We start from the raw sequence: 23,145 nt of genomic DNA, 5'->3' as shown, positions 1-23,145 counted from the left end.
GTCCTCCTCCTCGACCGGCCCTCCCGTGTCCTCTCAGCGGAGCGCGGGCCGGGCAACTGGCATTTCGCTACTGCCGTTTCGTTATGCAGAGTAGGAGCGCCCGTCGCTTTACGCAACGCTCGTAGCGTAAATGCCGGGCGCACGGATCAGCGACGGACCTCGCGTCCGCCGCGCGCGGCGTCCGTGGCGGCGTGGGCGATGTTGCGCGCCATGCCTCCGAACACGACGGCGTGGAACGGCGAGACCGACCACCAGTAGGCGTGGCCGAGCAGTCCGCGCGGGTGGAACAGGGCGCGCTGCCGGTATCGGGTGTGCCCGCGCTCGTCGGTGTCGACGCGTAGTTCGAGCCAGGCCAGGCCCGGCAGCCGCATCTCGGCGCGCAGCCGCAGGAGGCGTACCGGTTCGATCTCCTCGACGCGCCAGAAGTCCAGGGAGTCACCGGCCCGCAGCCGCTCGGCGTCGCGGCGTCCGCGGCGCAGGCCGACCCCGCCGACGAAGCGGTCGAGCCAGCCGCGTACGGCCCAGGCGAGCGGGAAGGAGTACCAGCCGTTGTCGCCCCCGATGCCCTCGATCACCCGCCAGAGCGCCTCCGGGCTCGCGGCGACGGGGAGTTCGCGTACGTCCTCGTACAGGCTGCCGCCGGCCCAGTCCGGATCGGTCGGCAGCGGGTCGCTCGGGGCGCCGGGCACCGCGGCCGAGGACCAGCGGGTGGCGACCTGGGCCTCCCGGACCCGCTGGAGCGCGAGGGAGAGCGCCTCGTCGAAGGGCAGCGGATGCCCCGGCGGGTCGGGGACGTAGCGGGCGATGTCGTGCTCGTCGCAGACCACCTCGTGCCGCAGCGATTCGGTGAGCGGCCGCGCGATCGAGGCGGGGACGGGTGTGACGAGTCCGACCCAGTGGCTGGACAGCCGGGGCGTGAGGACCGGGACGGGGACGATGAGGCGTCGCGGCAGCCCGGCGACGGCGGCGTAACGGAGCATCATGTCCCGGTACGTGAGCACGTCGGGCCCGCCGATGTCGAAGGCCCGGTCGATGTCGGCGGGCAGGCCGGCCGCACCGACGAGGTAGCGCAGGACATCGCGGACACCGATGGGCTGGGTACGGGTGTGCACCCAGCTCGGGGTGACCATCACGGGCAGGCGTTCGGTCAGGTAGCGGAGCATCTCGAAGGACGCCGAACCGGACCCGATCACGACGGCGGCGCGCAGTACGGCGGCGGGCACGGGGGCGTCGAGGAAGATCCGGCCGACCTCCGCGCGGGAGCGCAGGTGCGGCGAGAGGGATCGCTCGGGGACGCCGTGCGGGGTGAGTCCCCCGAGGTAGACGATCCTGCGCACCCCGGCGGCGTGCGCCTGCTCGGCGAAGATCCGGGCCGCGCGCCGGTCGGTCTCCTCGAAGTCGGGCCCGCTGCCGAGGGCGTGCACGAGGTAGTAGGCGACGTCGACGCCCCGCAGCGCGGCCCCGACGGACTCGGCGTCGGTGACGTCGCCGCGTACGGACTCGACCTGCGGAGCCCAGGGGTGGTCGCGGAGTTTGGCGGGTGTGCGGACCAGACACCGGACGCGATGGCCCGCGTCGAGCAGTTCGGGAACGAGGCGCCCGCCGATGTACCCGGAGGCTCCGGTGACGAGGCAGTGCAGCGGCTCCTGGTGCCGGTGCCTGCCGCTCGCGGTCTCGCTCATCGCTGTCTCCTCCGGGTCGCACGGGCTGCCTGTACGGCTGGTCGTCGCGCACCGGTCCGGTCCGGTCAGCGACGGCGCGCTCGGCGGTGACGACGAGGGAGCCAGCGGTGCCGCTCCCTCGCCGGTGACCGTCGGCACCGGCACGTCGCCGTAGCCGCCGTGCCGGTGCCGACCCGAACACCTACCGCACTGCTTCGGTGCGACCGGCACACCCGGATGCATCGGACGGACGATCGGAACCGCTCTTCCGGGACAGTGCGCTCGGCCACCACGCGCGCGGGCCGATGTCGATCACCAGGGCCGGCACCAGGAGCGAGCGGACGACCAGGGTGTCGAGCAGGACGCCGAAGGCCACGATGAAGGCGATCTGCACGAGGAAGGCCAGCGGGATGACCATGAGCGCGGCGAAGGTCGCGGCGAGCACGACGCCCGCCGAGGTGATCACTCCGCCGGTCGTGGTCAGCCCGCGGAGCACGCCCTGCCGGGTGCCGTGGACCAGGGCCTCCTCCCGTACGCGGGACATCAGGAAGATGTTGTAGTCGACTCCGAGCGCCACGAGGAAGACGAATCCGTAGAGCGGCACCGAGGCGTCCGTACCGCTGAAGCCGAGGACGTGCTCGAAGACGAGCGTCGAGACCCCCAGGGTCGCGAGGAAGTTCAGTGCGACGGTCGCCACGAGCAGGACGGGTACGAGGAGCGAGCGCAGCAGGAGGACGAGGATCAGCAGGATGATGCCGAGCACGATCGGGATGATCAGGGCCCGGTCGTCCGCGGCGGTCTGCTGGGTGTCGTACTGCTGCGCCGTGTAGCCGCCGACGAGGGCGTCCGCGCCGTCGACCCGGTGCAGGTTCGCCCGCAGCCGCTCGACGGTGGCCTTTGCGGCGTCGCTGTCGGCGGCGTCGGTGAGGGTGGCGTCGATGCGCACGCGCCCGTCGACGACGAGGGGTGCACCGGGACCGGGCCTTCCCGTGGTGGTGAGCGGCGCGGCGGAGGCCACGCCCTCGGTCTTCTCCGCGGCGGTCCGCACCGCCTCGGCGCGGTCGGCGTCGGCGATGACGACGGCCGGGTTGCCGGAGCCCGCGGGGAAGTGCTCGCCGAGCGTCCGCTGGGCGGCGACCGAGGGCGCGTCGTTGACGAAGATCTCGTCGAGCGGGACGCCCTTGGCGGAGAGCGAAGGGGCGAAAGCCGCGCACACGGCCAGGACCAGCGCGGTCCCCGCCCACACCCGTCGCGGGCGGCGGTCCACCGTCGCGGCGACGCGCTGCCACACGCGGTGCCCCTCGACCGAGGCGTCCGCCTCCTTCGGCCGGGACGGCCAGTAGGCGGCGCGGCCGAGCAGGGCGAGGACCGCCGGCAGGAACGTCACGGTCGTGAGCACGGCGCAGACGATGCCGATGGCGCCGACGGGGCCGAGGGCACGGTTGTTGGTGAGGTCGCTCGCGAGCAGCGCGAGCAGGCCGAGCGCCACCGTGCCGGCGCTCGCCGTGATCGCGCCGAAGGACCTGCGGACGGCGGCGCGGGAGGCCTCGAACCGGTCGCCGCGCAGGGCGAGTTCCTCCCGGAAGCGGGCGGCGAGGAGCAGCGCGTAGTCGGTCGCGGCGCCGATGACGAGGATCGACAGGATTCCCTGCACCTGGCCGTCGACGCGCACCACGTCCCGGTCGGCGAGCGCGTAGACCACCGCGCAGGCGAGCCCCAGGGCGAACACCGCGCCCATGATGATCACGAAGGGCAGCAACAGGCTGCGGTAGACGAGCAGCAGGATCAGCAGGACCGCGCCGAGGGCGACGCCGAGCAGCAGTCCGTCGATCCCGGCGAAGGCGTCGGACAGGTCGGCCTGGCTCGCCGCCGGTCCCGCGAGCTGCGCGGTGACGCCCGGCACGCGCTCCGCCGCCGCGCGCACCTCGTCGAGGACCTCCGGCAGCTCTTCGCCGAGGTCGGGCTTCAGCTGTACGACGGCCTGCAGGGCCTCGCCGTCCTCGGAGAGCAGCGCCGGCGAGGGGCGTCCGACGATCCCGGTGTCCCCCGCGAGGCCTGCGACGGCCGCGGTGGCCGACTGCCGTTGCGCGCCGGTGACGGGTGCGCCGTCCGCGGTCCACACGACGATGGCGGGCAGGGTCTCGGACCGGTCGAACTCCTTGCCCGCGTCGAGCACTCGGGTGGACTCGGCGCTCTGCGGCAGGAAGGCGGCCTGGTCGTTGGTGGCGACCTCGCCCAGCTTGCCCGCGTAGGGGCCGAGCGTGCCGCCGACCCCCAGCCAGACGATCAGCAGGACGAGCGGTACGAGCCACCTGGCCCAGCGCGGTGCGGTTCTCATGACATCCCCGGAAAGACAACGGACGACGGACGGCGAGCGGTGAGCGGTGAACGCCGGGCGACCGGCCCTCAGGACCGGTCGGCGGACGGGACTCCCGTAAATTAACTCAACAATAAAGTATCTCAATGATTGAGTGATCGTACTCTAGAGGCATGAGCGGTCCCGGCGCACCCACACCCCCTCTTCCCGACGAGAGCCCCGTCGGGTTGCAGTCGTTCGCGGTTCTTCTGCGCCGGATGAACGGCGAGTTCAACCGGATCGCCCAGGAGTTCGCCCACACACAGGGCCTGCACCTCACGGATGTGCAGGCGCTCATCGCGATCCTCGACGCCGAGACGGAGGCGCCGGACGAGCCCATGACGCCGAGCCGCCTGCGCGGGCAGCTCAACCTGACGTCGGGGGCGGTGACCGCCTGCCTCGACCGGCTGGAGAAGGCCGGGCACATCCGGCGGGTTCGCGCGGCCGACGACCGCCGCGTGGTGCACCTGTACTACGCGGAGGGGGCCAAGGCGGTGGCGCGTGACGCCTTCCGCCCGCTGGCCCGCGCCACCGACGCCGCCCGGAGCCACTTCACGGCGGAGGAACTCGGCGTCGTGGCCCGGTTCCTGGCCGAGATGAACCAGGAACTGACTCTGTCCCGCTGACCCGGCCGCTCCCGGCGGCCCCCGGCCGGTCCGCCGGGTCGCCTCCGACCGGGTCCACGCCGTCCGCCGGTACGGCACGTACCGGCGGACCGATGATCACTCGTACCGGTACTTCAGGGAGTCCGCCTCCGCCTGCTCGACGTCGGCGATCGTCAGCTCCGGCATCCGCAGCTGCGCCAGGGTCACCTCGGCGGAGGTCGGCTGGGCATCGGCTGCCAGCCACTCCTCCGGCTTCCAGGCACCGCTGCGCAGGAGCGATTTGGGGCAGTGCGGGTAGACCTCCTCGATCCCCACGACGAGCGCGCTGGCCGGCGGCTTCCCGACGGCGGTCAGCTGCGACAGCAGCTCCGGACGGGTGGAGACGCACGCCCGGCCGTTCACCCTGAGCGTCGTGGTGCGTCCCGGGATGACGAACAGCAGCCCGGCCCGCCCGGTGGCGATCACGTTCTGCAGGGTGTCCAGACGCTTGTTGCCGGTCGCGTCCGGTATCGCCACCGTCCGCGCGTCCAGGACGGAGACGAATCCGGCCGGGCCGCCGCGCGGGGAGACGTCGCAGTTGCCCTCGGCGTCCGCGCTGGCGACCAGGACCAGCGACGCACAGTGGATCAACTTCCGGGTCTGTTCCGTGAGTTCGGTCATCTGCTTGCGCACGGCCGCGTCGCTCGGGAGGGCATAGACACGGCGCAGGGTCTCCTGGTCGGACACGGCGTCGAGACGGAGCGAGTCGAAGGCGGTGAGGGCACGAGGTGCAGGTGCTGTCATGGCTCCGGACCTTGAAAGGGCCGACCTGTGATCGATCTCGGTCGGCGAGGGCGAGGACATGGCGGGGTCACACGTGCCGACCCCGCAGGTCTTGACCGCCTGATCATCACATTCCGGCGAAACCCACAGCGTCAGCCGCCTTCGCGGTGACGGCTCATGACGACGGTGACGGGCCCCTCACCGGGCACCGCCTCGATGAGCCGCACGATGACGAGGTTCTTCCCGTCCGGGCTGCGGACACAGAAGGGGCGCTCGTCCGCCAGCTCGTCATAGGGCAGCTCGGTCACCGGCTCCCGCTCGATGCCCCGTACGCAGTCGGCGGGACTCAGCACGTACCCGGCGGCCACGAACGCGTCACTGTCCTCGGGCAGCACGAACTCGCCGTCGGCCACCTCCAGATACCAGTCCGCGGTCTCGGCCGGGACGACCTTCCCGGCCGAGAGGTCGAACTCGTAGTCGGGGTCGGGGGCGGTGAGTTCGGCGTCCTGGTAGTCGGGGACGTACACGGGCTCGGACGAGGACGAGGACGAGGACGAGACCGACGGGCGGGGCGACGCGGCGCGGTGCCCATCAGAAGCCCCGGAGGCACCCGAGGCGTCCGAGGCGTCGCGGCGGGCGCCTTCCCGGCGGTCCTCGAGGTAGTACCCCGCACCTGCGAGAGCCACGAGAACAGCGGCACCGTGCGCGCCGGCAGCGGGCCGTGTCGCTCCACGACCTGCTTGAGGGAGGGACCGGGTATGTAGGCGGTGGCGAGCCAGGGCGTGGGTGCGTCGACGCCCGAGTCCACCACCTGGGCGGTGAACAGGCCGTGGATGCGCCGGGCGCTCGCCACCTCGTCGGCGAAACGCCTGCGGAACTCCGGGTCGGCGGCGAACTCACCCCGCACCGCCTTCAGGGCGATGGGCCGCCCGCCCGGCGTATGGGCCAGGTACACGATCCCCATGCCTCCCGCGCCGAGCCGGGCGCGCAGACGGTAGCCGCCGATCTCTCGAGGATCGTCGGCCGACAGGGGGACGTGGGCGAACTGCGCCCCGGGAGGCCAGGTGCATGCCGTCACGGGCCGTCTTGCCGAACCCGGCCAGGAACTCGTCGCCGTACGCCTGCGCGTCCGACTCCACCCGGACGACGAGCCCGGAGTCTCCGAGCCGGACCCGGTCCCCCGCCCGCGGGCCGTGGACGGTGGCGTACTCCTGGTGCTCGATGTGCCGGCCGGCGCCCGGCGCGCAGTGATCGCTGTGTCGGGCGCATGCCGTACGCGGCAGCCCGGTCGAAGTCCAGGCGGGGATTCGCCTCGAAGTAGTGGAAGTGCGAGGTGACACTCACCGGCACGTCCGCCGTGTTGCGGACCTCCACAGTGACGGCCGGTTCGGGTTCGGGCAGGGCGTCCCGGTGGGGCAGGACGGCACCGGGGGCCGCGGCGTCGTGCTCCACGTCGCCGAAGGGCGCGCTGATGACCGCCAGCCGGGTGCCGTCGTCGAACACGGCCTCGACCTGGATCTCCGTGACGACGTCGGTCACGCCGGGGAGCACGTCGGCCGGGCCGAGCACGGCGCGACCGCGCTCGAGGGCGTCGGCGAGGCGGAGCCCGTCGCGCGCCGCCTCGCAGACGGTGTCGGCGATCAGTGCGGTCGCCTCCGGCACGTTGAGACGCAGGCCGCGCCCCAGACGCGTCCGTGCGAGCTCGGCGGCCGTGAAGAGCAGCAGCCGGTCGCGCTCGGTGGGGGGCAAGGGCATGATGCCCCTGATCCGCCGGCCTGGTCACAAGCATGCTGACGCTTCCTTCTCTCCGGAACGCCAGAACGGAATGTGCGGCCACCGTGGCACTGCCTGAAATATCAATCAAGGTTCCGGTAACAGCTGCTCCAGCTCGTTCGAGGGGAGTGGGGAACGACGAGTCGGAGAGCAGCCTCGGCCGACCCCGCACAGGCCCCGCGCCGGACGCCGGACCTGCGTGGATGGCGGCTAGCGACCCAGCCCGTCGACCTCGGCGGCGATGGCCTCGCTCAGCAGGGTCCGGGCATGGGCGAGCTGGAGCGTGCCGCTGAGCCAGCGCATGCTCAGCCCCTCCAGGAGGGCGGTGAGACGCTCGGAGGCTCCGGCGAGGGCAACGGCCGGGGCGGTCGGACGGACCCCGCCCAGCAGCGCCGCCACCTCGTGGACCCAGGTCAGCGTCGACCTCGCGAGGTCCTCGCGCAGGTCGGGCTCGAAGACGGCACTGGCCCGCAACTCACCCCAGGCCGTGCTGTTCTCCCGGACTTCCGGGGTGTCCTGGAGTTCCAGCAGGAGCGTCCGCTCCAGCTCCTCGCGCGGGCTCAGCGGCGCGGCATCCGGATCCACCTGGGTCGTGTAGTGCTCGGCGCGGTCGCTGATGAACTCCAGCGTCTTGCGCAGGATCCCGGTGCGGTCCTTGAAGTGGTAGTAGATCAGCGCGGTGGACACGCCCGCCTCGGCGGCCAGTTCCTCCACGCGCAGGCCACGGACCCCGCGCCGGGCGATCAGCCGGGCGGCGGCTTCGAGGATCTGAGTGCTGCGAGACGCCATGCCCCGAATCCTATCCGGCACCCTCGCGCGACGATCACGGGCCCTGACCGACACGACCGTCATCGCTCGACCATAGTTGACTAAACATTCAGTCAACATGCGAGACTGGTGGTTCAGACCACCCAGGAGGGGATCACGTGGCGACGGACCGCCGAACGGCGATCTTGGAAGGTGCGGCCCGACTCATAGCCCGGCGAGGAGTCCGCGGGCTGCGCATGGAGGAGCTCGCGGCCGAGGCCGGAGTGTCCACCGCGCTGATCTACTACCACTTCAAGGACCGGGCCGGCACGCTGCGCCACACTCTGGAGTTCATCAGCGACCGCGCCGATCGGTACACGAACGACGCGGACGATCCCGCCGACCCGCAAAACGCCCTCCAGGAGCTGGAACAGTCCTTGCTCCTGGAGTTCCAGGACACACCCGAGGTCCGGGAGAACAGCACGGCCTGGGGCGAGCTGCGCGCCAGCGCGGTCTTCGAGCCCGAACTGCGCGGAGATCTGGCCATGGCCACGCTGGCCTGGGTGCATGACGTCGCGGAGCTCCTCGGCCGGGTCCGTCCGACGGCTCCGGCACCGGCACTCACCGCTGCCGCGGAGAGACTCACCGGCCTCCTCGAAGGACTCAGCACGCGCTGGCTGAGCGGCGCGCTGCCCCTGACGCACGCCCGCGAACTGCTGAGGGAGGCCATCTCCGTCGAGACCGGGCGGCTGGGCCACTGAGCACACGCCGGCCGCCACGGCCTCCGGCCTCAGCTCTCGATGAGCCGCAGACCTCCGTCGTACCGCGCCGTGGCGCCCTTGCCCATCGTGATCCCTGTGCTCTTGTCGCCGTACCGCAGCGTGGTGGCGCGGCCGGAGAGCGAGCGGACGGTGACCTCGGTCAGGGCCCGGTCGGCCCAGGAGACGTCCAGTTCGAAGCCGCCGCGGGCGCGGATGCCGGTGAAGGTGCCGGTCGGCCACTGAGCGGGGAGGGCCTTGAGCAGGTCGATGTGGTCCAGGGAGCTCGCGGCGATCGCCTGGACGAAGGCGCGTGCGCCGCCGATGTTGCCGTCGATCTGGAACGGCGGGTGGGCGTCGAACAGGTTGGGATAGACGCCGCCGTGGTAGTTCATGTCGATCGTGCCGTGGTCGGAGGTGACGGGCTGGGTCAGGTTCCGTAGCGCCTGCATCGTCTTGTCGGGGTCGCCGAGGGTGGCCCACAGGTTGGCGTTCCAGGCCGCCGACCAGCCTGTCGGGCCGATGCCCCGGGCGGTCAGGGAGACGCGCGCGGCCGCTGCCAGGTCCGGGGAGACGTCCGGGGTGAGCTGCCGGCCGGGGAAGAGGCCCCACAGGTGGGAGACGTGGCGGTGGTGGTTTTCGGGGTCGTCCCGGTCGGGGTACCACTCCTGCACCTGGCCCCAGCTGCCGATCGCGGGCACGTGCAGCCGTCCGCGCAGGTCGGTCACGGTCGCGCGGTAGTCGGCGTCGAGACCGAGGATCCGGGAGGCCTCGGCGAAGTTGCCGAAGGCGTCCCAGACCAGCTCCTGGTCGAGGCTGACGCCGTCCTCGTACGGGCGCATCTCGGCTCCGGCCTCGAAGCCGGCGCGGGTGACCCGCCACGGTGCGGCGATGGTCTGTTCCGGCGTCCACGTCTCGGGCACGACCAGCTTGCCGGTGCCGTCGTCGACGAGCAGGTCCTCGAAGTACTCGCAGACCTCCTTCAGTACCGGGTAGGCGCGTTCCCGCAGGAAGGTCTCGTCCAGTGTGTACGTGTAGTGGTCCCACAGGTGCCAGGCCAGCCAGGCGCAGCCCGCGGGCAGCCAGTCCCAGCCGAGCCCCCCGGAGACGTTGCTCGAGACGCGGACGGTCCAGCCGCGCACCGGTTGCGTCGTGCCCGGCTTGTGGACGGCCTCCTGGGTGGCCCGGCGCCAGGACGGTATCTGGGTGTGCAGGTAGTCGACCAGCGGGTCGATGGTGCCCGGCAGGTTGCCCGGGTCGCAGAGCCAGTAGCACATCTGGATGTTGATGTCGTGGTGGTAGTCCGAGCTCCAGGGCGGCGAGTCGGAGACGTTCCACAGCCCCTGGAGGTTGAGGGGCAGCCCGCCGGGGCGCGACGTGGAGATCACGAGGTAGCGGGCGAACTGGTAGTAGAGCGCATAGAGTTGCGGGTCCGGTGTCGTCTGGTTGTTCTCCACCCGCTGGAAGGTGGGGGCGGCGAGCTGAGTGTCGTCGGACCCGGCGAGGGTGATGCTCTGGCGCGAGAACAGGGCGTCGAAGTCGTCGAGGTGCCGGCTCCGGAGGGACCGCGTTCCGCGGGCGAGTGCCGCCGTCGTGTCCCGGGTCGCGTCGGCGAGCGGATCCGTGGCGGACCGGAAGGACCGCCCGGCGTCGGGCACGTAGTCGGTGCGCGCCCCGACGATCACGGTCAGGGTGGTGGCGCCCGTGAACGACGTCGAGGCGGTGGGCTGATCGGCGGTGAGCGGGCGGGATCCGGGCGCGTCCACGAGCACCTGCCATCCGTAGCGGACGCCGGCGCCCCCGATCCCGCCCGAGACGGACAGCCGGCCCGGCCGGGCCAGGGTGGTGCCCGACGTGCGGCCACCGCCGTCGACGACCCTGACGGACCCCGACAGGGCGTGGCTCGCGGAGGCCGAGACGGTCGTGACGACGACCTGGTCCGGGAAACTGGCGAAGGTCTCGCGGACGTACTGACGCTTCTTGTAGGTGTAGCTGACCGTGACGACGCCCGTCTCCAGGTCGAGTTCACGCCGGTGGTCACGGATCAGGGCGGGGTCGTGGCCGAGGTCGATGTAGACGTTTCCGAGCGCCTTATAGCTGCCCATCGAGCCGTAGTCGCCACTGGGGTTCTCGCCTCCGCTCCACAGGGAGCCTTCGTTGAGGGCGAGGTGTTCGCGGGCGCCGCCGCCGACCAGGGCGGCGAGGCGGCCGTTGCCGACCGGGAGCCCCTCCATGAGGATCCGGTCGCTGTCGGCCGCGCCCGCCATGACGACCCGCAGGGCCTCCCGCGCCGCTCCCCCGGCCGCCGCGTCGGCGGGCTGCGCGGCCGCCGCTTCGGTTTCCCCCACGTACGTCGCGATCACCGGCGCGGCAGCCACGAGGCCTCCGAGCTTGAGGAAGGTGCGACGATCGGGCCCCGAACTCCCGGGCTCGTTCATGGTGGTCGTCCTCTCTGGTGTGTCTACGGACTTTTACGGCGCGCGGACGACGACCGGGGCCGTCGAGCAAATACCGGGCTGCGCAGGCGACTTGAACCCATCAGGTGTGCGGGAGGGACGCCCCGACGGTGCCTCCCCGAGCTAGCGCCGACTGTGCTGCACCCCTGTGCAGCGCGTCAAGAGAAAGGTCGGGCCTTTACTGTGCCGTCACCCGGCGAAACCAGAGGTATCGCTTACTACTTGGGGGTACTACCGGGGAGAGAATCACTGGGCTTCCACTCCACGCCCCGAATAGATCGGATGTCAGAACTGGACCACTCGCTCCCCCTAGAAGCCGGCGGTCCTGCGGACGCTACGGGTGAGGACATGGAGCGGGTCGGATCCGTCGCGCCGGGGCCGGGGGCCGTCCGCCTCTGGAGCGATGCGCGTTCCGGCGTCGCTGCGGGTCCATTCCCGGATCGCGAACCGCTCGACGATCGCCCATCGCCCGTCCCGTCGGGCCAGGTGATCGACGTAGCGGAAGCCGCTCGTGAAGTTGCGCCGCGCGTCGTCGGCGGGTGAGCCCCAGTGCACGGCCGTGCCGTACGTCTCCGACACCGCGTGGTCGCCGAGCAGTTCGACGCTGTGGTTGCCGATGATGTGCTGGGTCCCGTCGAACGTCCGGAGCAGAGGTTCGACCCATGCGAGGTACGCGTCCACGGGACCGCTGAAGCCGGTGTAGTGGTCCACGCCGTCGGGATGGTAGGCGGAGCGGACCAGGTCGAGGTCGAGGCGGTCGACGCCGCGGCAGTACCGCAGAACCACTTCGTGGATCAGCTGCCGGTCGGACAGTTCACGTAGGGACAGGGACGAGCTCAGGCCTGTTCGCATGCTCAGGACCCTACGAGGCAGAACCAAGCAAATGCTAGGTCGATGCGGAGCGCGAGCGGGGTTCGTGGGAGTGGGCTCGTCCGCAGAGCTGCGCGGCCCACGTAGGGCACTTCAACTCCGCGTCGCGTCGAGTCGGTTCCCTATACCGAAGCCCGCTGCCGACCGTGACCCCGGCCCGTCCGGATCCTGGCGTGATTGCGATGCCTCGGGGCCAGGCACGGGCCGTGACACCGCATGAGCGTGGCGGCGAGCAGTCGGCCCACCCCGTCGAAGCCGGGCCGAAACCTGTCGGTATCCCGGCAAACATCGCTCCAGCGATGATCAACGGATCGAGTTAACGTCCCCGGTTCCCCATGGTCCGGGGCGCGGAGCGGCCCCTAGCGTCGACTCGGACCTGGACGGATGCCCATCCGCACAGCTCCCTTGCCCGACGACGCCCGCAGACGTGCCACCCCCGCTCTGAACAAGGAGAGTTCGCCCCGATGACTGTCGACTCGAGCCCGGAAGTACAGCCGGAGTCAGCCCAGCAAACCAGCCTCGGCACGGCGGCGGCCCGCAACCTCGCCACCACCACCAAATCCGCTCCGCAGATGCAGGAGATCACCTCCCGGTGGCTGCTGCGGATGCTCCCCTGGGTGGAGACCAAGGGCGGCGTCTACCGGGTGAACCGCCGCCTGACCTACACCGTCGGCGACGGACGCGTGGACTTCATCCAGGACGGCGGCAACGTCCGGGTCATCCCCCGCGAGCTCGGCGAACTGGCCATGCTGCGCGGCTTCGACGACGTGGAGGTTCTGGCCGCCCTCGCCGACCGCTGTGTCCAGCGCGACTTCGAGGCCGGCGAGACGCTGGTGGAGCGCGGGCAGGGAGCCGACAAGCTCCACCTCATCGCCCACGGCCGCATCAACCAGACGTCCGTCGGCGAGTACGGCGACGAGGTCGCCCTGGACGTCCTGGCCGACGGCGACCGCTTCGGTGACCACGCCCTGCTGGACGGCAGCGGCCCGTGGCAGCACACCGCCACCGCCGCGACCGCGGGCACCCTCCTCACCCTGTCGCGCGCCGACTTCGAGTCGGTGCTCGCCACCGCGCCGGCCCTGCGGGACCACATCGCCCGGTTCACCTCGCTCCCCCACCAGCGGCAGAACCACCGCGGTGAGGCGGAGATCGCGATGTCGGCCGGCCACGTCGGGGAGCACGAGCTGCCCGGCGCGTTCGTCGACTACGAGCTCAACCCGCGCGAGTACGAGCTCTCGGTCGCCCAGACGATTCTGCGGATCCACACGAGGGTCGCCGACCTCTACAACGAGCCGATGAACCAGACCAAGGAGCAACTCCGGCTCACCATCGAGGCGTTGCGGGAACGCCAGGAGCACGAGCTCATCAACAACAAGGAGTTCGGCCTCCTCAACAACGCCGACTTCAAGCAGCGCCTCCAGCCGCACTCCGGCCCGCCCACCCCGGACGACCTGGACGAGCTGCTGTGCCGCCGCCGCGGGTCGAAGTTCTTCCTCGCGCACCCCAAGACGATCGCGGCGATCGGGCGCGAGTTCAACGCCCGGGGGCTCTACCCGGACCACGTCGACCTCGGCGGCCAGCAGGTCCCGGCGTGGCGCGGCGTTCCGATCCTGCCGTGCAACAAGATCCCCATCACGAAGGAGCGGACCAGCTCCATCCTCTGCATGCGTACCGGCGAGGACAACCAGGGCGTCATCGGTCTGCACCAGACGGGGCTGCCGGACGAGTACGAACCGGGCCTGTCGGTCCGCTTCATGAACATCAACGAGCAGGCCATCACGTCCTACCTCGTCAGCACCTACTACTCCGCCGCCATCCTCGTGCCGGACGCGGTCGGCGTGCTGGAGAACGTACAGATCGGCCGCTGGCCCAGGTAGCGGGCCCGGCCCGCACGGCATGGTGCGGCCACCCCGGACCGTCCGGGCCGGCCGCCCCTGCCGCGAGGGGCCCCGGGACAGCCGCCCACCCCACGAAGGAGCCACCCGATGCCCGCCCCCGAGACGACACCACCACAGTCGAGCCTGCCGGCGGCCGCTGCCCGCTCCACGGCGCACTTCCTCGCCGAAGCCGCTGCCCGTGCCCGCGACATCCAGGCCGTCATCGGTCACGTCACCAGTCACGTCGGCGCACCGTCCGGCGCGCCGACGCCAGCCGCACCACCCGCGGCCTCAGTTCCGGCACCGGCACCGCGGTCCGCCGAGGCCCCCGCGGCCGTGACGCCGGCCGTGGCGGCACCGGTCCCCGACCTGGGGCGGGTCCTGGGCGGCCCCCGCGGCCTGGGCACGGCGGGCCTGCGCCTGACCCCACGCGTGCAGGTGCCGACGGACCCCGCGCCGCCGGAGCCCCCGGCGGAAGGCACCCCGATCCCGGGGCTCTACCACCACCCGGTGGCCGAGCCCGATCCGGTACGGGTGGAGGAGGTCAGCCGCCGGATCAAGTCCTGGGCGCTGGACGAGGTCTCCCTGTATCCCGAGGAGTGGGAGGAGCAGTTCGACGGCTTCTCCGTGGGCCGCTACATGGTCGGCTGCCACCCGGACGCGCCCACCGTCGACCACCTGATGATCGCCACCCGCCTGATGGTGGCCGAGAACGCGGTCGACGACTGCTACTGCGAGGACCACGGCGGCTCGCCCGACGGCCTCGGCGAGCGGCTCCTCCTCGCGCACACCGCGCTCGACCCCGTGTACACGACGGAGGAGTACCAGGCCCCCTGGGCGAAGTCCCTCGGCTCGGACGCGCCCCGGCGCGCCTACCGCTCCGCGATGGGCTACTTCGACCAGGCGGCGAGCCCCTCCCAGAGCGACCGGTACCGGCACGACATGGCCCGGCTCCACCTGGGGTACCTCGCCGAAGCGGCCTGGGCCCAGATGGAGCACGTGCCCGAGGTGTGGGAGTACCTGGCGATGCGCCAGTTCAACAACTTCCGCCCCTGTCCGACCATCACCGACACCGTCGGCGGCTACGAGCTGCCGGCGGACCTGCACGCCCAGCCCGCCATGCAGAAGGTCATCGCGCTCGCCGGGAACGCCACGACGATCGTGAACGACCTGTACTCGTACACCAAGGAGCTCGACGCTCCCGGGACTCACCTCAACCTGCCCGTCGTGATCGCCGCGCGTGAGGACATGTCCGACCGGGACGCCTATCTCAAGGCGGTCGAGGTCCACAACGAACTCATGCACGCCTTCGAGAGCAACGCCGCGGCCCTGGCCGCCGACTGCCCGATCCCGACCGTGCACCGCTTCCTGCGGGGCGTGGCCGCATGGGTCGACGGAAACCACCACTGGCACCAGACCAACACCTATCGCTACAGCCTGCCGGACTTCTGGTAGGAAGAATGGACTCATCTGTGACCAGCACGACCAGCACCGAGCTCACCGCCCCCGCCTCCGTGTCCATCCCCGGCCCGGCGACCCCCTACCAGGGCGACATCGCCCGCTACTGGGACGGGGAGGCCCGGCCCGTGAACCTGCGCCTCGGCGACGTCGACGGTCTCTACCACCACCACTACGGCATCGGCGACGTCGACCACTCCGCGCTCGGCGACCCCGAGGACAGCGAGAGCGAGAAGAAGCTGATCGCCGAGCTGCACCGGCTGGAGTCCGCGCAGACCGACGTCCTCCTGGAGAACCTCGGCGGCATCGGGCGCGACGACACCCTCGTGGACGCCGGCTGCGGGCGCGGCGGTTCGATGGTCATGGCGCACCAGCGCTTCGGCTGCAAGGTCGAGGGCGTCACCCTGTCGGCCAAGCAGGCCGACTTCGCCAACCGGCGCGCCCAGGAGCTGAGCATCCAGGACCACGTCCGCGCCCAGGTCTGCAACATGCTCGACATGCCCTTCGAGACCGGGCAGGCCGCGGCCTCGTGGAACAACGAGTCGAGCATGTACGTCGACCTGCAGGACCTCTTCGCGGAGCACTCCCGCGTCCTCGAGGTCGGCGGCCGCTACGTCACCATCACCGGCTGCTGGAACCCGCGGTACGGTCAGCCCTCGAAGTGGGTCTCCCAGATCAACGCGCACTTCGAGTGCAACATCCACTCGCGCCGCGAGTACCTGCGGGCCATGGCCGACAACCGCCTGGTGCCCCAGGCCGTCATCGACCTCACTCCCGCCACGCTCCCCTACTGGGAGCTGCGCGCGACGTCCTCGCTCGTCACGGGGATCGAGGACGCGTTCATCAACTCCTACAAGGACGGCTCCTTCCAGTACGTCCTGATCGCCGCCGACCGGGTCTGACCCGCGGCCAGGAGTCCAGGACCGGCGCCCGAGCAGGCATTCAGCCTGCCGGGCGCCTTTCCCCTGTGCTCGGGACGCTGTCGAGCAGCCGTCTCGTGTACGCGTGCCGCGGGTTCGTGAACAGGGTGTCGCGGGGCGCCGCTTCGACCAGGGTTCCGTGGCGCAGCACGGCCACTTCGTCGCAGACGTGCCGGACCACGGCCAGGTCGTGGGAGATGAACAGCATCGTCAGGTCGAGTTCGGCGCGCAGTTCGCGCAGGACGCCGAGCACTTCGGCCTGGACGGAGGTGTCCAGTGCGGAGGTGATCTCGTCCGCGACGATCAGGGCCGGCCGGACCGCCAACGCCCTTGCTATGGCGATGCGTTGACGCTGTCCGCCGGAGAACGCCCGGGGGTGGCGTGCGGCGGCCTCGCCGTCCAGGGCCACGCGGTTGAGGAGCGCCTCGATCTCCGCCCGGTGCTTCTTCCTGTCGGCGCGGCGCGGGTCGAGGGCTTCGGCGAGGGTCTCGCCGACGGTCATCCGCGGGTTCAGGGAGGCGTACGGGTCCTGCGGGATCAGCTGGACGCGGCGGCGTTCGGCGGCGGTGCGCCGGGCGTGGGTGAGGTCCACGCCGTCCAGCAGGATGCGGCCGGCGGCGGGCCTGACGAGACCGACGACGGCTTTCGCGAGGGTCGACTTCCCGGAGCCTGACTCGCCGACGAGGCCGACGGTCCGGCCCGCGGGCACGGTGAGGCCGACCTGCCGGAGCACGCGGTGGCGTCCGAACGTGACGTCCAGGTCCTGGATCCGCAGTAGTGGCTCGGTCATCCGACCTGCTCCTTGTCCCAGGTGAGTGCGTGACAGGCGGCCGCCCCGGTGGTGCCGGTGGGTGTCAGAAGGGGCTCTTCGTCGCTGCATTGCCGGCGGGCGCGGGGGCAGCGCGGGGCGAAGGCGCAGCCGGTGGGGCGGTCGGCGGGATGCGGGGGCCGGCCTGGCAGGGATGCGAGGGGTTCGTCTACGGCGGAGTGGAGGGTGGGCGTGGCGGCGAGCAGTGCCTGGGTGTAGGGGTGGTCGGCGTCGCCGGCGCGGAGCCGCTCGATGGGCAGGGCCTCGACGATGCGGCCCGCATACATGACGAGGACCCGGTCGCAGACGGCGGAGATGACGCCGACGTCGTGGGAGATCAGCAGGATGGTCGTGCCGTCGTTCTCGTTGGCCTCGCGGAGCAGGCCGAGGACCTCAGCCTGCACGGTGACGTCGAGCGCGGTGGTGGGCTCGTCGGCGATGAGGAGTTTCGGCGAGGTGAGCAGCGCCGAGGCGATCATGGCGCGCTGGCGCATGCCGCCGGACAGTTCGTGGGCGTACTGCTTGAGCCGTTGTTCGGGGAGTGTCACGCGGGCCGCGGCGAGTCGTTCGGCTGCCTGTCGGGCGGCGGCCCTTCGGGGTGTGCGGCCGTGGACGCGCAGGGCTTCGGTGAGTTGTCCGCCGAGTCTGAGCGTGGGGTTGAACGAGGCCGACGGGTCCTGGTGGACGATGCCGATCTCGGTGGCGAGGCGTGCGGCCGGTGGCCGGCCGGTGAGGTCGAGGTCGCCGACCCTGAGGGTGCCGGCCACCGCGGTGAGGTCGTCGGGCAGGAGGCGGGCCAGGGCCATCGCGGTCAGGCTCTTGCCGGAGCCCGACTCGCCGACCAGGCCGAGGACTTCGCCCGGCTCGACGGTGAACGAGATGTCGTCGACGAGACGGGTGCCGTCCGGCAGGACGACGCTGAGGTGGTCGGCCACGGCGAGTGCGTCACTGGGTGGCGGTGCGCTGGTGACCGCCTCGATCGTGGCGCGGTAGCCGCGCTTGCGGCCGGCCGACGGGTTGATCGCGGCGGCCAGTCCGTCGCCGGTCAGTCCGCCGGCGAGTCCCGCGAGAATGATGACGAGGGAGGGACCGAGCGCGGGCCACGGGTTGAGGTAGATGCCTTCGAGGCCCTTGTTGAGCACCGATCCCCAGTCGTAGTCCGGCGCCTGCACGCCGACCCCGAGGAACGACAGCCCCGACAGTGCCTTCAGGGAGACGGTGAAGGCGACGGCGAGGAGCACGAGCAGCGGCTCGGCGATGTTCGGCAGGATGTGGCGGCGCAGCAGCCGGGCCGGGGACACGCCCAGCAGCCGTGCGGTGGAGACGAAGTCCCGTCCCGCGATGGACGCGGCGAGGTTGGTGGTGAGGCGGGCGAACGCGGGGCAGGTGGCCAGGCCGATCGCGACGACGGAGGTGCCGGCGCCGGGGCCGAGGATCGCGACCAGGGCGAGGGCGAAGATGACACTGGGATAGGAGATCAGTACGTCGATGAGGCGCTGCCCGAGTGTCCGTACGCGCGGGCCGGCCACCCAGATGGCCGCGCCGAAGCCGATGCCGCCCACCGCGGCGATGGCGGTGGTCGCCAGGCACATGAGCAGGGTGAGCCGGGTGGCGACCATGGTGCGCGCGAAGATGTCCCGGCCGAGCGCGTCGGTGCCGAACCAGTGCGCGGCGGAGGCCGGCAGATGGGTCTGGTCGGTGAGGGTGCCGGCGCGGTCGCCCCAGACCGCGGGGGCGACGGCGGCGAGGACCACGAAGAGGGCGAGTCCGGCGAGGCCTAGGGTCAGCACAGGTGACCTGCGCAGCTTCTTCATCATGCGTCGCCCGCCTTTCCGCGGAGGCTGCGGGGGTCGAGGAGGCCGAGGACGACGTCCACGAGGAGGTTGAGGAGGGTGGCCAGGACACCGAGCACGAGGACGACCCCTTGGATCACCGGGTAGTCGCGTTTGACGAGGGCGTCGAGCACGCCGGTGCCGAGGCCGGGCCAGGCGAAGACGAACTCGACGATGACCGCGCCGCCGAGCAGCCCGGTGAGGATCAGGCCGCCGAGCGTGAGGGTGCTGGTCATCAGGTTGGGCAGGGCATGGCGTGCGTAGAGCCGCAGCGCGCTGAGGCGGCGGCCGCGGGCGGTGCGCATGTACTCCATGGCCAGGACGGTCGCGGTCTCGCGGCGGACGACGCGCGCCAGGGTGCAGATGGGCGCGATGGTAAGGGCGAGGACCGGCAGGATCATCGCGTCGAGGGTGGCGGCGCCGGACGGCGGCAGCATCTTGAGCTTGATCGCGAAGAGCATGATGAGCAGGGTGGCGAGCACGAACTCGGGGACGGAGCCCAGGATCGAGGTCACCGAGGTGAACGCGGTGTCCAGGGTCCTGCGGCGGTCGCCCCGGCAGGCCACGGCGACGGCCATGCCCAGGGGGATGCTGACGGCGAGGGCGATCACGACCGCGAGCAGGGCGATCTCGGCGGTGAAGGGAAGCCGGTCGGTGATGAGGCCGGAGACCGGCAGCCCGCTGGAGAAGGACGTGCCGAGATCGCCGTGCAGCAGGCCGCTCGCGTAGTGCAGGAACTGGGTGAGCAGCGGCTGGTCCAGCCCTTGCGCGTGCCGGATCTGTTCGATCCGGGCCGGGCCGGCGTCGGGTCCGGCCATGACCTGGGCGGGGTCGCCCGGGATGAGCTGGACGATGAGGAACGTGCCGACGACCAGCGTGACGAGCACACCCGCGAGGCCGACGAGACGGCCGAGCAGGAACCGCGGCCACGGGGAGCCGGCGGGCTTCGGCGTGGCCGCTTTCGGGGATGCGGTGGGAGTCTCCACGACTCTCCTCACTTGGGGCGGAGAACCGGCCGGGGCGGCGGGGCCCCGGCCGGGGCGGGTGCTACGGCCTGGGTGCTGCGGCCTGGGGGGCTACGGCTTGGGGGTCACGGGGCGACGACGCGCACGGTCTCCGGGGCGAGCAGGCCGTCGGGGGCGGCGATGGAGATGCGGGCGGCGGTGGTGTAGTTGAGGTTCACGGTCGCCATCGGCACCACGTCGAAGCCGGTGAGCAGCGCCTTCTGCGCCTTGTCCCAGGCGGCGCACTTGGCCGATTGGTCGGTGGTGGCCATCGCCGCGCCGAAGCCCTGCTCGAAGTCCTTGTTGTGGGTGCCGGGGAAGTTGCGGCCCCCGTCGGCCGGGCCGGGGCCGGCGAAGAGGCTGGCCGGGGTGGTCAGCAGATTGGTGAGGTTGAGGTTGGGCAGGACGGTGATGTCCCAGTCGCCCTTGTTGCTGATGACGTCGTTGCCCCAGGTGGCGCTGTCGGCGTTGCGCAGGGACACCTCGGCGCCCGCGGCCTTGAGCACGGCCTGGACGTACTCGTTGCCGGAGCCGGACGCGACGGCGTTGGTGCCGACGAGCTTGATCTTCATGCCCTTGAGCACATCCTTGGCGGCGGCCGGGTCCGGCTTCGCGAGCAGGGACTCGTCCTTGTTGGCGCACGGCACACTCGCGTCGGTGATGCTGCTCATCAGAGTTCCGCTGCCGCGCGTGACGGCCCGGTTGAAGGCCTTGCGGTCGAGGGTCTGGGCCACTGCCTCGCGGACCTTCGCGTCGGCACCCGGGTGGCCCTTGCGCTCGTTGAACACGACCATCATCCGGACGATGGGCGCGGGCGTGATCGTGAACTTGTCGTTCTTCACGAACCTCGCGACATCCGGGCCGGTGAAAGCCGCGTAGTCGAGGGTGCCGGCGGCGAGGTTGTTCGCCATCGTGGCCTCGGACTGGATGACGGGCATCTCCACGACGTCCGGGACCGTGCCCTCGGGCATGTTCTTGTACGTCGCCCAGCCCGTGTATCCCTTGACCGCACTCAGTGTGTAACGGGCTCCGGGCTCGGCGGACTCGATGTAGTACGCGCCGGTGCCCGCACCCTTCTTGCCGGACTTGAGCAGCTCCGGCTTGTCGAGAGCGGCCGGGCAGACGATGCCGGCCTGGGGCAGGGCCAGGCCGTAGAGCAGGTCGGACCAGGGCTTGTCGAGTTTCACGGACACGGTGCCGGTCGCGTCGTCGCCGGTGGCGGTGACCTTGGCGCCGGGGCCGAAGACCTGGCTCGCGGCGGTCGACTTGGTCGCCGGGTCGGCGAACCGGGTCAGGACCTTCGCTACGCCGGACGCGGTGACCTTGGTGCCGTCGGTGTACTTGGCGTCCGGGCGGAGCGTGAACTCGGCCGACTTCGCGTCGGCCTTCCACCGGGAGGCGAGGCCGGGAATGATCTTTCCCTTGTCGTCGCGGCGGACCAGCTGGTCGTCGAGCATGCGGGCGAAGACGAAGTCGGCGGCGACGGTCCCCAGTTGGGGGTCCAGGCTGGTCGGGTCGGAGGACGTGGCGATGGAGACCTTGACCTTCTTGCCGCCGTCCTTGCCGCCGGTTTCGTCGCCCGATGTGGTGCAGCCCGTCGCGGCGAGGCCGAGTGCGAGGGCGCAGACGCCGAGGGTGAGTGGAACACGTGCCATGGGGTGCCTCCTGGATAGTGCGCCTGCGCGGGTGCGCGACCACGGGGTGTGCGGGTACGTGCTGTCGGTATTGCGGTGCTGCGACAAGGCGGTGATGCGGTGATGCAGTGAAGTGGTAATGGGGTGAAGCGGTCATGCGGTGCCTGGGCTCTTCGGCGCTTGGGCGCTTCGGCGCTTCCGTGCTTTCGGGATCGATCGAGGCGTGGTTCAGAGAGGGGGTCTGCGTCCGGCCCAGGGCTTGGCCGCCTCCAACTGGGCGCACAGGGCGAGGAGTTCCGCGTCCTCCCCCAGGCGGCCGGTGAGCATGACGCCGATCGGTAGCCCCTGGGCGGACCAGTGCAACGGCAGACTCGCCGACGGCTGACCGGTCACGTTCTGCGCTGCGGCGTACGGCGAAGCCATGAATTGCCGCTTCAGGTCGGTCGCCGGCCCGAGTTCCTTGAACCACTCCGGGCGTTGCGGAGGCAGCGCCAGGGTCGGACTCAGGACCGCGTCGAACCGGTGCGCGTCGGCCATCGCCCGGGTGGCGCGCAGCTGGATGTCCTGCAGAGCGCCGAGGAACCGCTCGGAGCTGACGGTCCGGCCCCGCTCCCGCCAGTACCGGGTGAGCGGTAGCAGCAGGTCCTCTTCCGTGACCGGCACGCGCAGGGAGCGTACGGACCACACGTCCTGGAACTCCTCGACCATCGCGGGCCCGAACGGCGGATCGATGTCCTCGACCTCGTGCCCGAGGGCGACCAGGAGCTCGGTGGCCTGCTCGTAGGCGGCGACGACGTCCGGGTGGACGTGGAGCTCGTCGCTGCCGGGGTGGAGGAACCGGCCGATGCGCAGCGGTGCGGGCTCCCGTGCGGACCGCTCGAGGAAGCTGTCGCCGTCGGGCAGCGGCGGCGCCCAGAACAGGTCGCCGGGCTGAGGTCCCGCCATCGCGTCGAGCAGGGCCGCCGCGTCGGCGACCGTGCGCGTCAGCGGGCCCTGGCACAGCTGGATGACCGGGTCCGGCGCGAGGGGGCCGTTGCTGATCCGGCCCCGGGACGGCTTGAAGCCGAAGACCCCGCACACGCTCGCCGGGATGCGGACGGATCCGCCCGCGTCGTTGCCGTGGGCGAAGGGCACCAGGTCGGCGGCGACGGCCGCGCCGGACCCGCCGCTGGATCCGCCGGCGGTGCGGGTGAGGTCCCAGGGGGTGCGCGAGGATCCCGCGTAGGTGTCGGTGTAGGGAGACAAACCGAACTCGGCGGCGTTCAGCTTGCCCAGGCTGATGGTGCCCGCCTCGCGCAGCAGCCGGACGACGTGCGCCTCGACGGGCGGTGTGAACCCCTTGAAGGCGGCCGAGCCGAAGGTGGTCGGCATGTCGCTGGTGGCGGTGAGGTCCTTGACGGCGGTGGGAACGCCGAACAGGGGTGGCAGCTCCGCCGCGCCGCTCCGCCCGGTCAGCCGCTTCTCCGCGACTCGGGCCGCTGCCCGAGCCTGGTCGGCCGCCACGTACGAGAACGCGCCGACCCGCTGGTCGAGGCGTTCGATCCGGCCCAGGTAGTGCTCGACCAGCTCCACGGGGCTCAGCTCACCGGCCCGGATCGCGGCGGCCTGCTGCAAGGCGCTCATT

At 71.4% G+C, this 23,145-nt stretch carries 18 protein-coding genes and 2 pseudogenes; 5 read left to right on the top strand and 15 right to left on the bottom strand.

All coding sequences use genetic code 11. The features are described from left to right. Nucleotides 1–146: 146 nt before the first annotated feature. Entirely contained in the window at nucleotides 147–1,682 is a 1,536-nt protein-coding gene (locus IAG42_RS34370) for an SDR family oxidoreductase (RefSeq protein WP_188340862.1), read from the bottom strand. A gap of 181 nt (nucleotides 1,683–1,863) precedes the next feature. Then, on the bottom strand, nucleotides 1,864–3,999 hold the full coding sequence (locus tag IAG42_RS34365) for an MMPL family transporter (protein WP_188340861.1): 2,136 nt from the start codon (nucleotides 3,997–3,999) through the stop codon (nucleotides 1,864–1,866). A gap of 152 nt (nucleotides 4,000–4,151) precedes the next feature. On the opposite strand from IAG42_RS34365, the gene IAG42_RS34360 reads away from it, so the two are divergent. Further along, the gene (locus IAG42_RS34360; RefSeq protein WP_188340860.1) at nucleotides 4,152–4,643 is read left to right on the top strand and encodes a MarR family winged helix-turn-helix transcriptional regulator; all 492 of its coding nucleotides are present in this window, start codon (nucleotides 4,152–4,154) and stop codon (nucleotides 4,641–4,643) included. A gap of 96 nt (nucleotides 4,644–4,739) precedes the next feature. Here IAG42_RS34360 and IAG42_RS34355 read toward each other — a convergent pair whose 3' ends face one another. The 6 genes and pseudogenes from IAG42_RS34355 to IAG42_RS34335 form a co-directional block, all read right to left on the bottom strand. Next, nucleotides 4,740–5,405 (bottom strand): MSMEG_1061 family FMN-dependent PPOX-type flavoprotein, encoded by a 666-nt coding sequence (locus tag IAG42_RS34355; RefSeq protein ID WP_188340859.1) that lies wholly within the window; start codon nucleotides 5,403–5,405, stop codon nucleotides 4,740–4,742. Between the two features lie 131 nt (nucleotides 5,406–5,536). Further along, nucleotides 5,537–6,070, bottom strand: a complete 534-nt coding sequence (locus IAG42_RS34350; RefSeq protein WP_188340858.1) for a hypothetical protein — start codon at nucleotides 6,068–6,070, stop codon at nucleotides 5,537–5,539. A 5-nt stretch (nucleotides 6,071–6,075) separates the two neighbouring features. Beyond that, nucleotides 6,076–6,390, bottom strand: a pseudogene (locus IAG42_RS38185) (serine/threonine protein kinase); the annotation flags it as partial. Then, nucleotides 6,281–6,550 (bottom strand): annotated as a pseudogene (locus tag IAG42_RS38685) (hypothetical protein); the annotation flags it as partial. The pseudogenes IAG42_RS38685 and IAG42_RS38185, both read right to left, overlap by 110 nt. Beyond that, nucleotides 6,459–7,139: an urease subunit gamma gene (gene ureA, locus IAG42_RS38680; protein WP_223206289.1), complete on the bottom strand. Its 681-nt coding sequence runs from the start codon at nucleotides 7,137–7,139 to the stop codon at nucleotides 6,459–6,461. The gene ureA and the pseudogene IAG42_RS38685, both read right to left, overlap by 92 nt. Nucleotides 7,140–7,367: 228 nt before the next feature. Beyond that, a complete protein-coding gene (locus IAG42_RS34335; RefSeq protein ID WP_188340857.1) occupies nucleotides 7,368–7,946 on the bottom strand; it encodes a TetR/AcrR family transcriptional regulator in 579 nt (192 codons plus the stop codon). A gap of 137 nt (nucleotides 7,947–8,083) precedes the next feature. Here IAG42_RS34335 and IAG42_RS34330 point away from each other — a divergent pair, with 137 nt between their 5' ends. Then, nucleotides 8,084–8,665, top strand: a complete 582-nt coding sequence (locus tag IAG42_RS34330) for a TetR/AcrR family transcriptional regulator (RefSeq protein WP_188340856.1) — start codon at nucleotides 8,084–8,086, stop codon at nucleotides 8,663–8,665. Nucleotides 8,666–8,694: 29 nt separating this feature from the next. Here the strand turns inward: IAG42_RS34330 and IAG42_RS34325 are convergent, their stop codons facing one another. Further along, a complete protein-coding gene (locus IAG42_RS34325) occupies nucleotides 8,695–11,100 on the bottom strand; it encodes a glycosyl hydrolase family 95 catalytic domain-containing protein (RefSeq protein ID WP_188340855.1) in 2,406 nt (801 codons plus the stop codon). A 327-nt stretch (nucleotides 11,101–11,427) separates the two neighbouring features. Then, nucleotides 11,428–11,970, bottom strand: a complete 543-nt coding sequence (locus IAG42_RS34320) for a nuclear transport factor 2 family protein (protein WP_188340854.1) — start codon at nucleotides 11,968–11,970, stop codon at nucleotides 11,428–11,430. A 482-nt stretch (nucleotides 11,971–12,452) separates the two neighbouring features. Between IAG42_RS34320 and IAG42_RS34315 the strand changes: the two genes are divergently transcribed. From IAG42_RS34315 to IAG42_RS34305, 3 genes are all read left to right on the top strand, one after another. Next, complete coding sequence (locus IAG42_RS34315; RefSeq protein WP_188340853.1) at nucleotides 12,453–13,865, top strand: family 2B encapsulin nanocompartment shell protein; 1,413 nt, start codon at nucleotides 12,453–12,455, stop codon at nucleotides 13,863–13,865. Nucleotides 13,866–13,973: 108 nt separating this feature from the next. Next, entirely contained in the window at nucleotides 13,974–15,320 is a 1,347-nt protein-coding gene (locus tag IAG42_RS34310; RefSeq protein ID WP_188340852.1) for a family 2 encapsulin nanocompartment cargo protein terpene cyclase, read from the top strand. Between the two features lie 5 nt (nucleotides 15,321–15,325). Next, nucleotides 15,326–16,225, top strand: coding sequence for a geranyl diphosphate 2-C-methyltransferase (locus IAG42_RS34305; protein ID WP_188340851.1), 900 nt, complete (start codon nucleotides 15,326–15,328; stop codon nucleotides 16,223–16,225). Between the two features lie 40 nt (nucleotides 16,226–16,265). On the opposite strand, the gene IAG42_RS34300 is transcribed toward IAG42_RS34305, so the two are convergent. From IAG42_RS34300 to IAG42_RS34280, 5 genes are all read right to left on the bottom strand, one after another. Then, nucleotides 16,266–17,033, bottom strand: coding sequence for an ABC transporter ATP-binding protein (locus tag IAG42_RS34300; RefSeq protein WP_188340850.1), 768 nt, complete (start codon nucleotides 17,031–17,033; stop codon nucleotides 16,266–16,268). Further along, on the bottom strand, nucleotides 17,030–18,868 hold the full coding sequence (locus IAG42_RS34295) for a dipeptide/oligopeptide/nickel ABC transporter permease/ATP-binding protein (protein WP_223206288.1): 1,839 nt from the start codon (nucleotides 18,866–18,868) through the stop codon (nucleotides 17,030–17,032). Before IAG42_RS34295 ends, IAG42_RS34300 begins: the two co-directional genes overlap by 4 nt. Continuing rightward, a complete protein-coding gene (locus IAG42_RS34290) occupies nucleotides 18,865–19,869 on the bottom strand; it encodes an ABC transporter permease (protein ID WP_188340849.1) in 1,005 nt (334 codons plus the stop codon). Before IAG42_RS34290 ends, IAG42_RS34295 begins: the two co-directional genes overlap by 4 nt. Nucleotides 19,870–19,973: 104 nt before the next feature. After that, entirely contained in the window at nucleotides 19,974–21,542 is a 1,569-nt protein-coding gene (locus IAG42_RS34285; protein ID WP_188340848.1) for an ABC transporter substrate-binding protein, read from the bottom strand. A 207-nt stretch (nucleotides 21,543–21,749) separates the two neighbouring features. Continuing rightward, entirely contained in the window at nucleotides 21,750–23,144 is a 1,395-nt protein-coding gene (locus tag IAG42_RS34280; RefSeq protein ID WP_188340847.1) for an amidase, read from the bottom strand. Nucleotide 23,145 lies beyond the last annotated feature (1 nt).

Origin of the sequence: Streptomyces xanthii (genome assembly GCF_014621695.1) — a bacterium.
Classification (GTDB): Bacteria; Actinomycetota; Actinomycetes; order Streptomycetales; family Streptomycetaceae; genus Streptomyces; species Streptomyces xanthii.
Note: the sequence above shows the minus strand (reverse complement) of the source record. Positions and strands in the feature narration are given on the sequence as shown.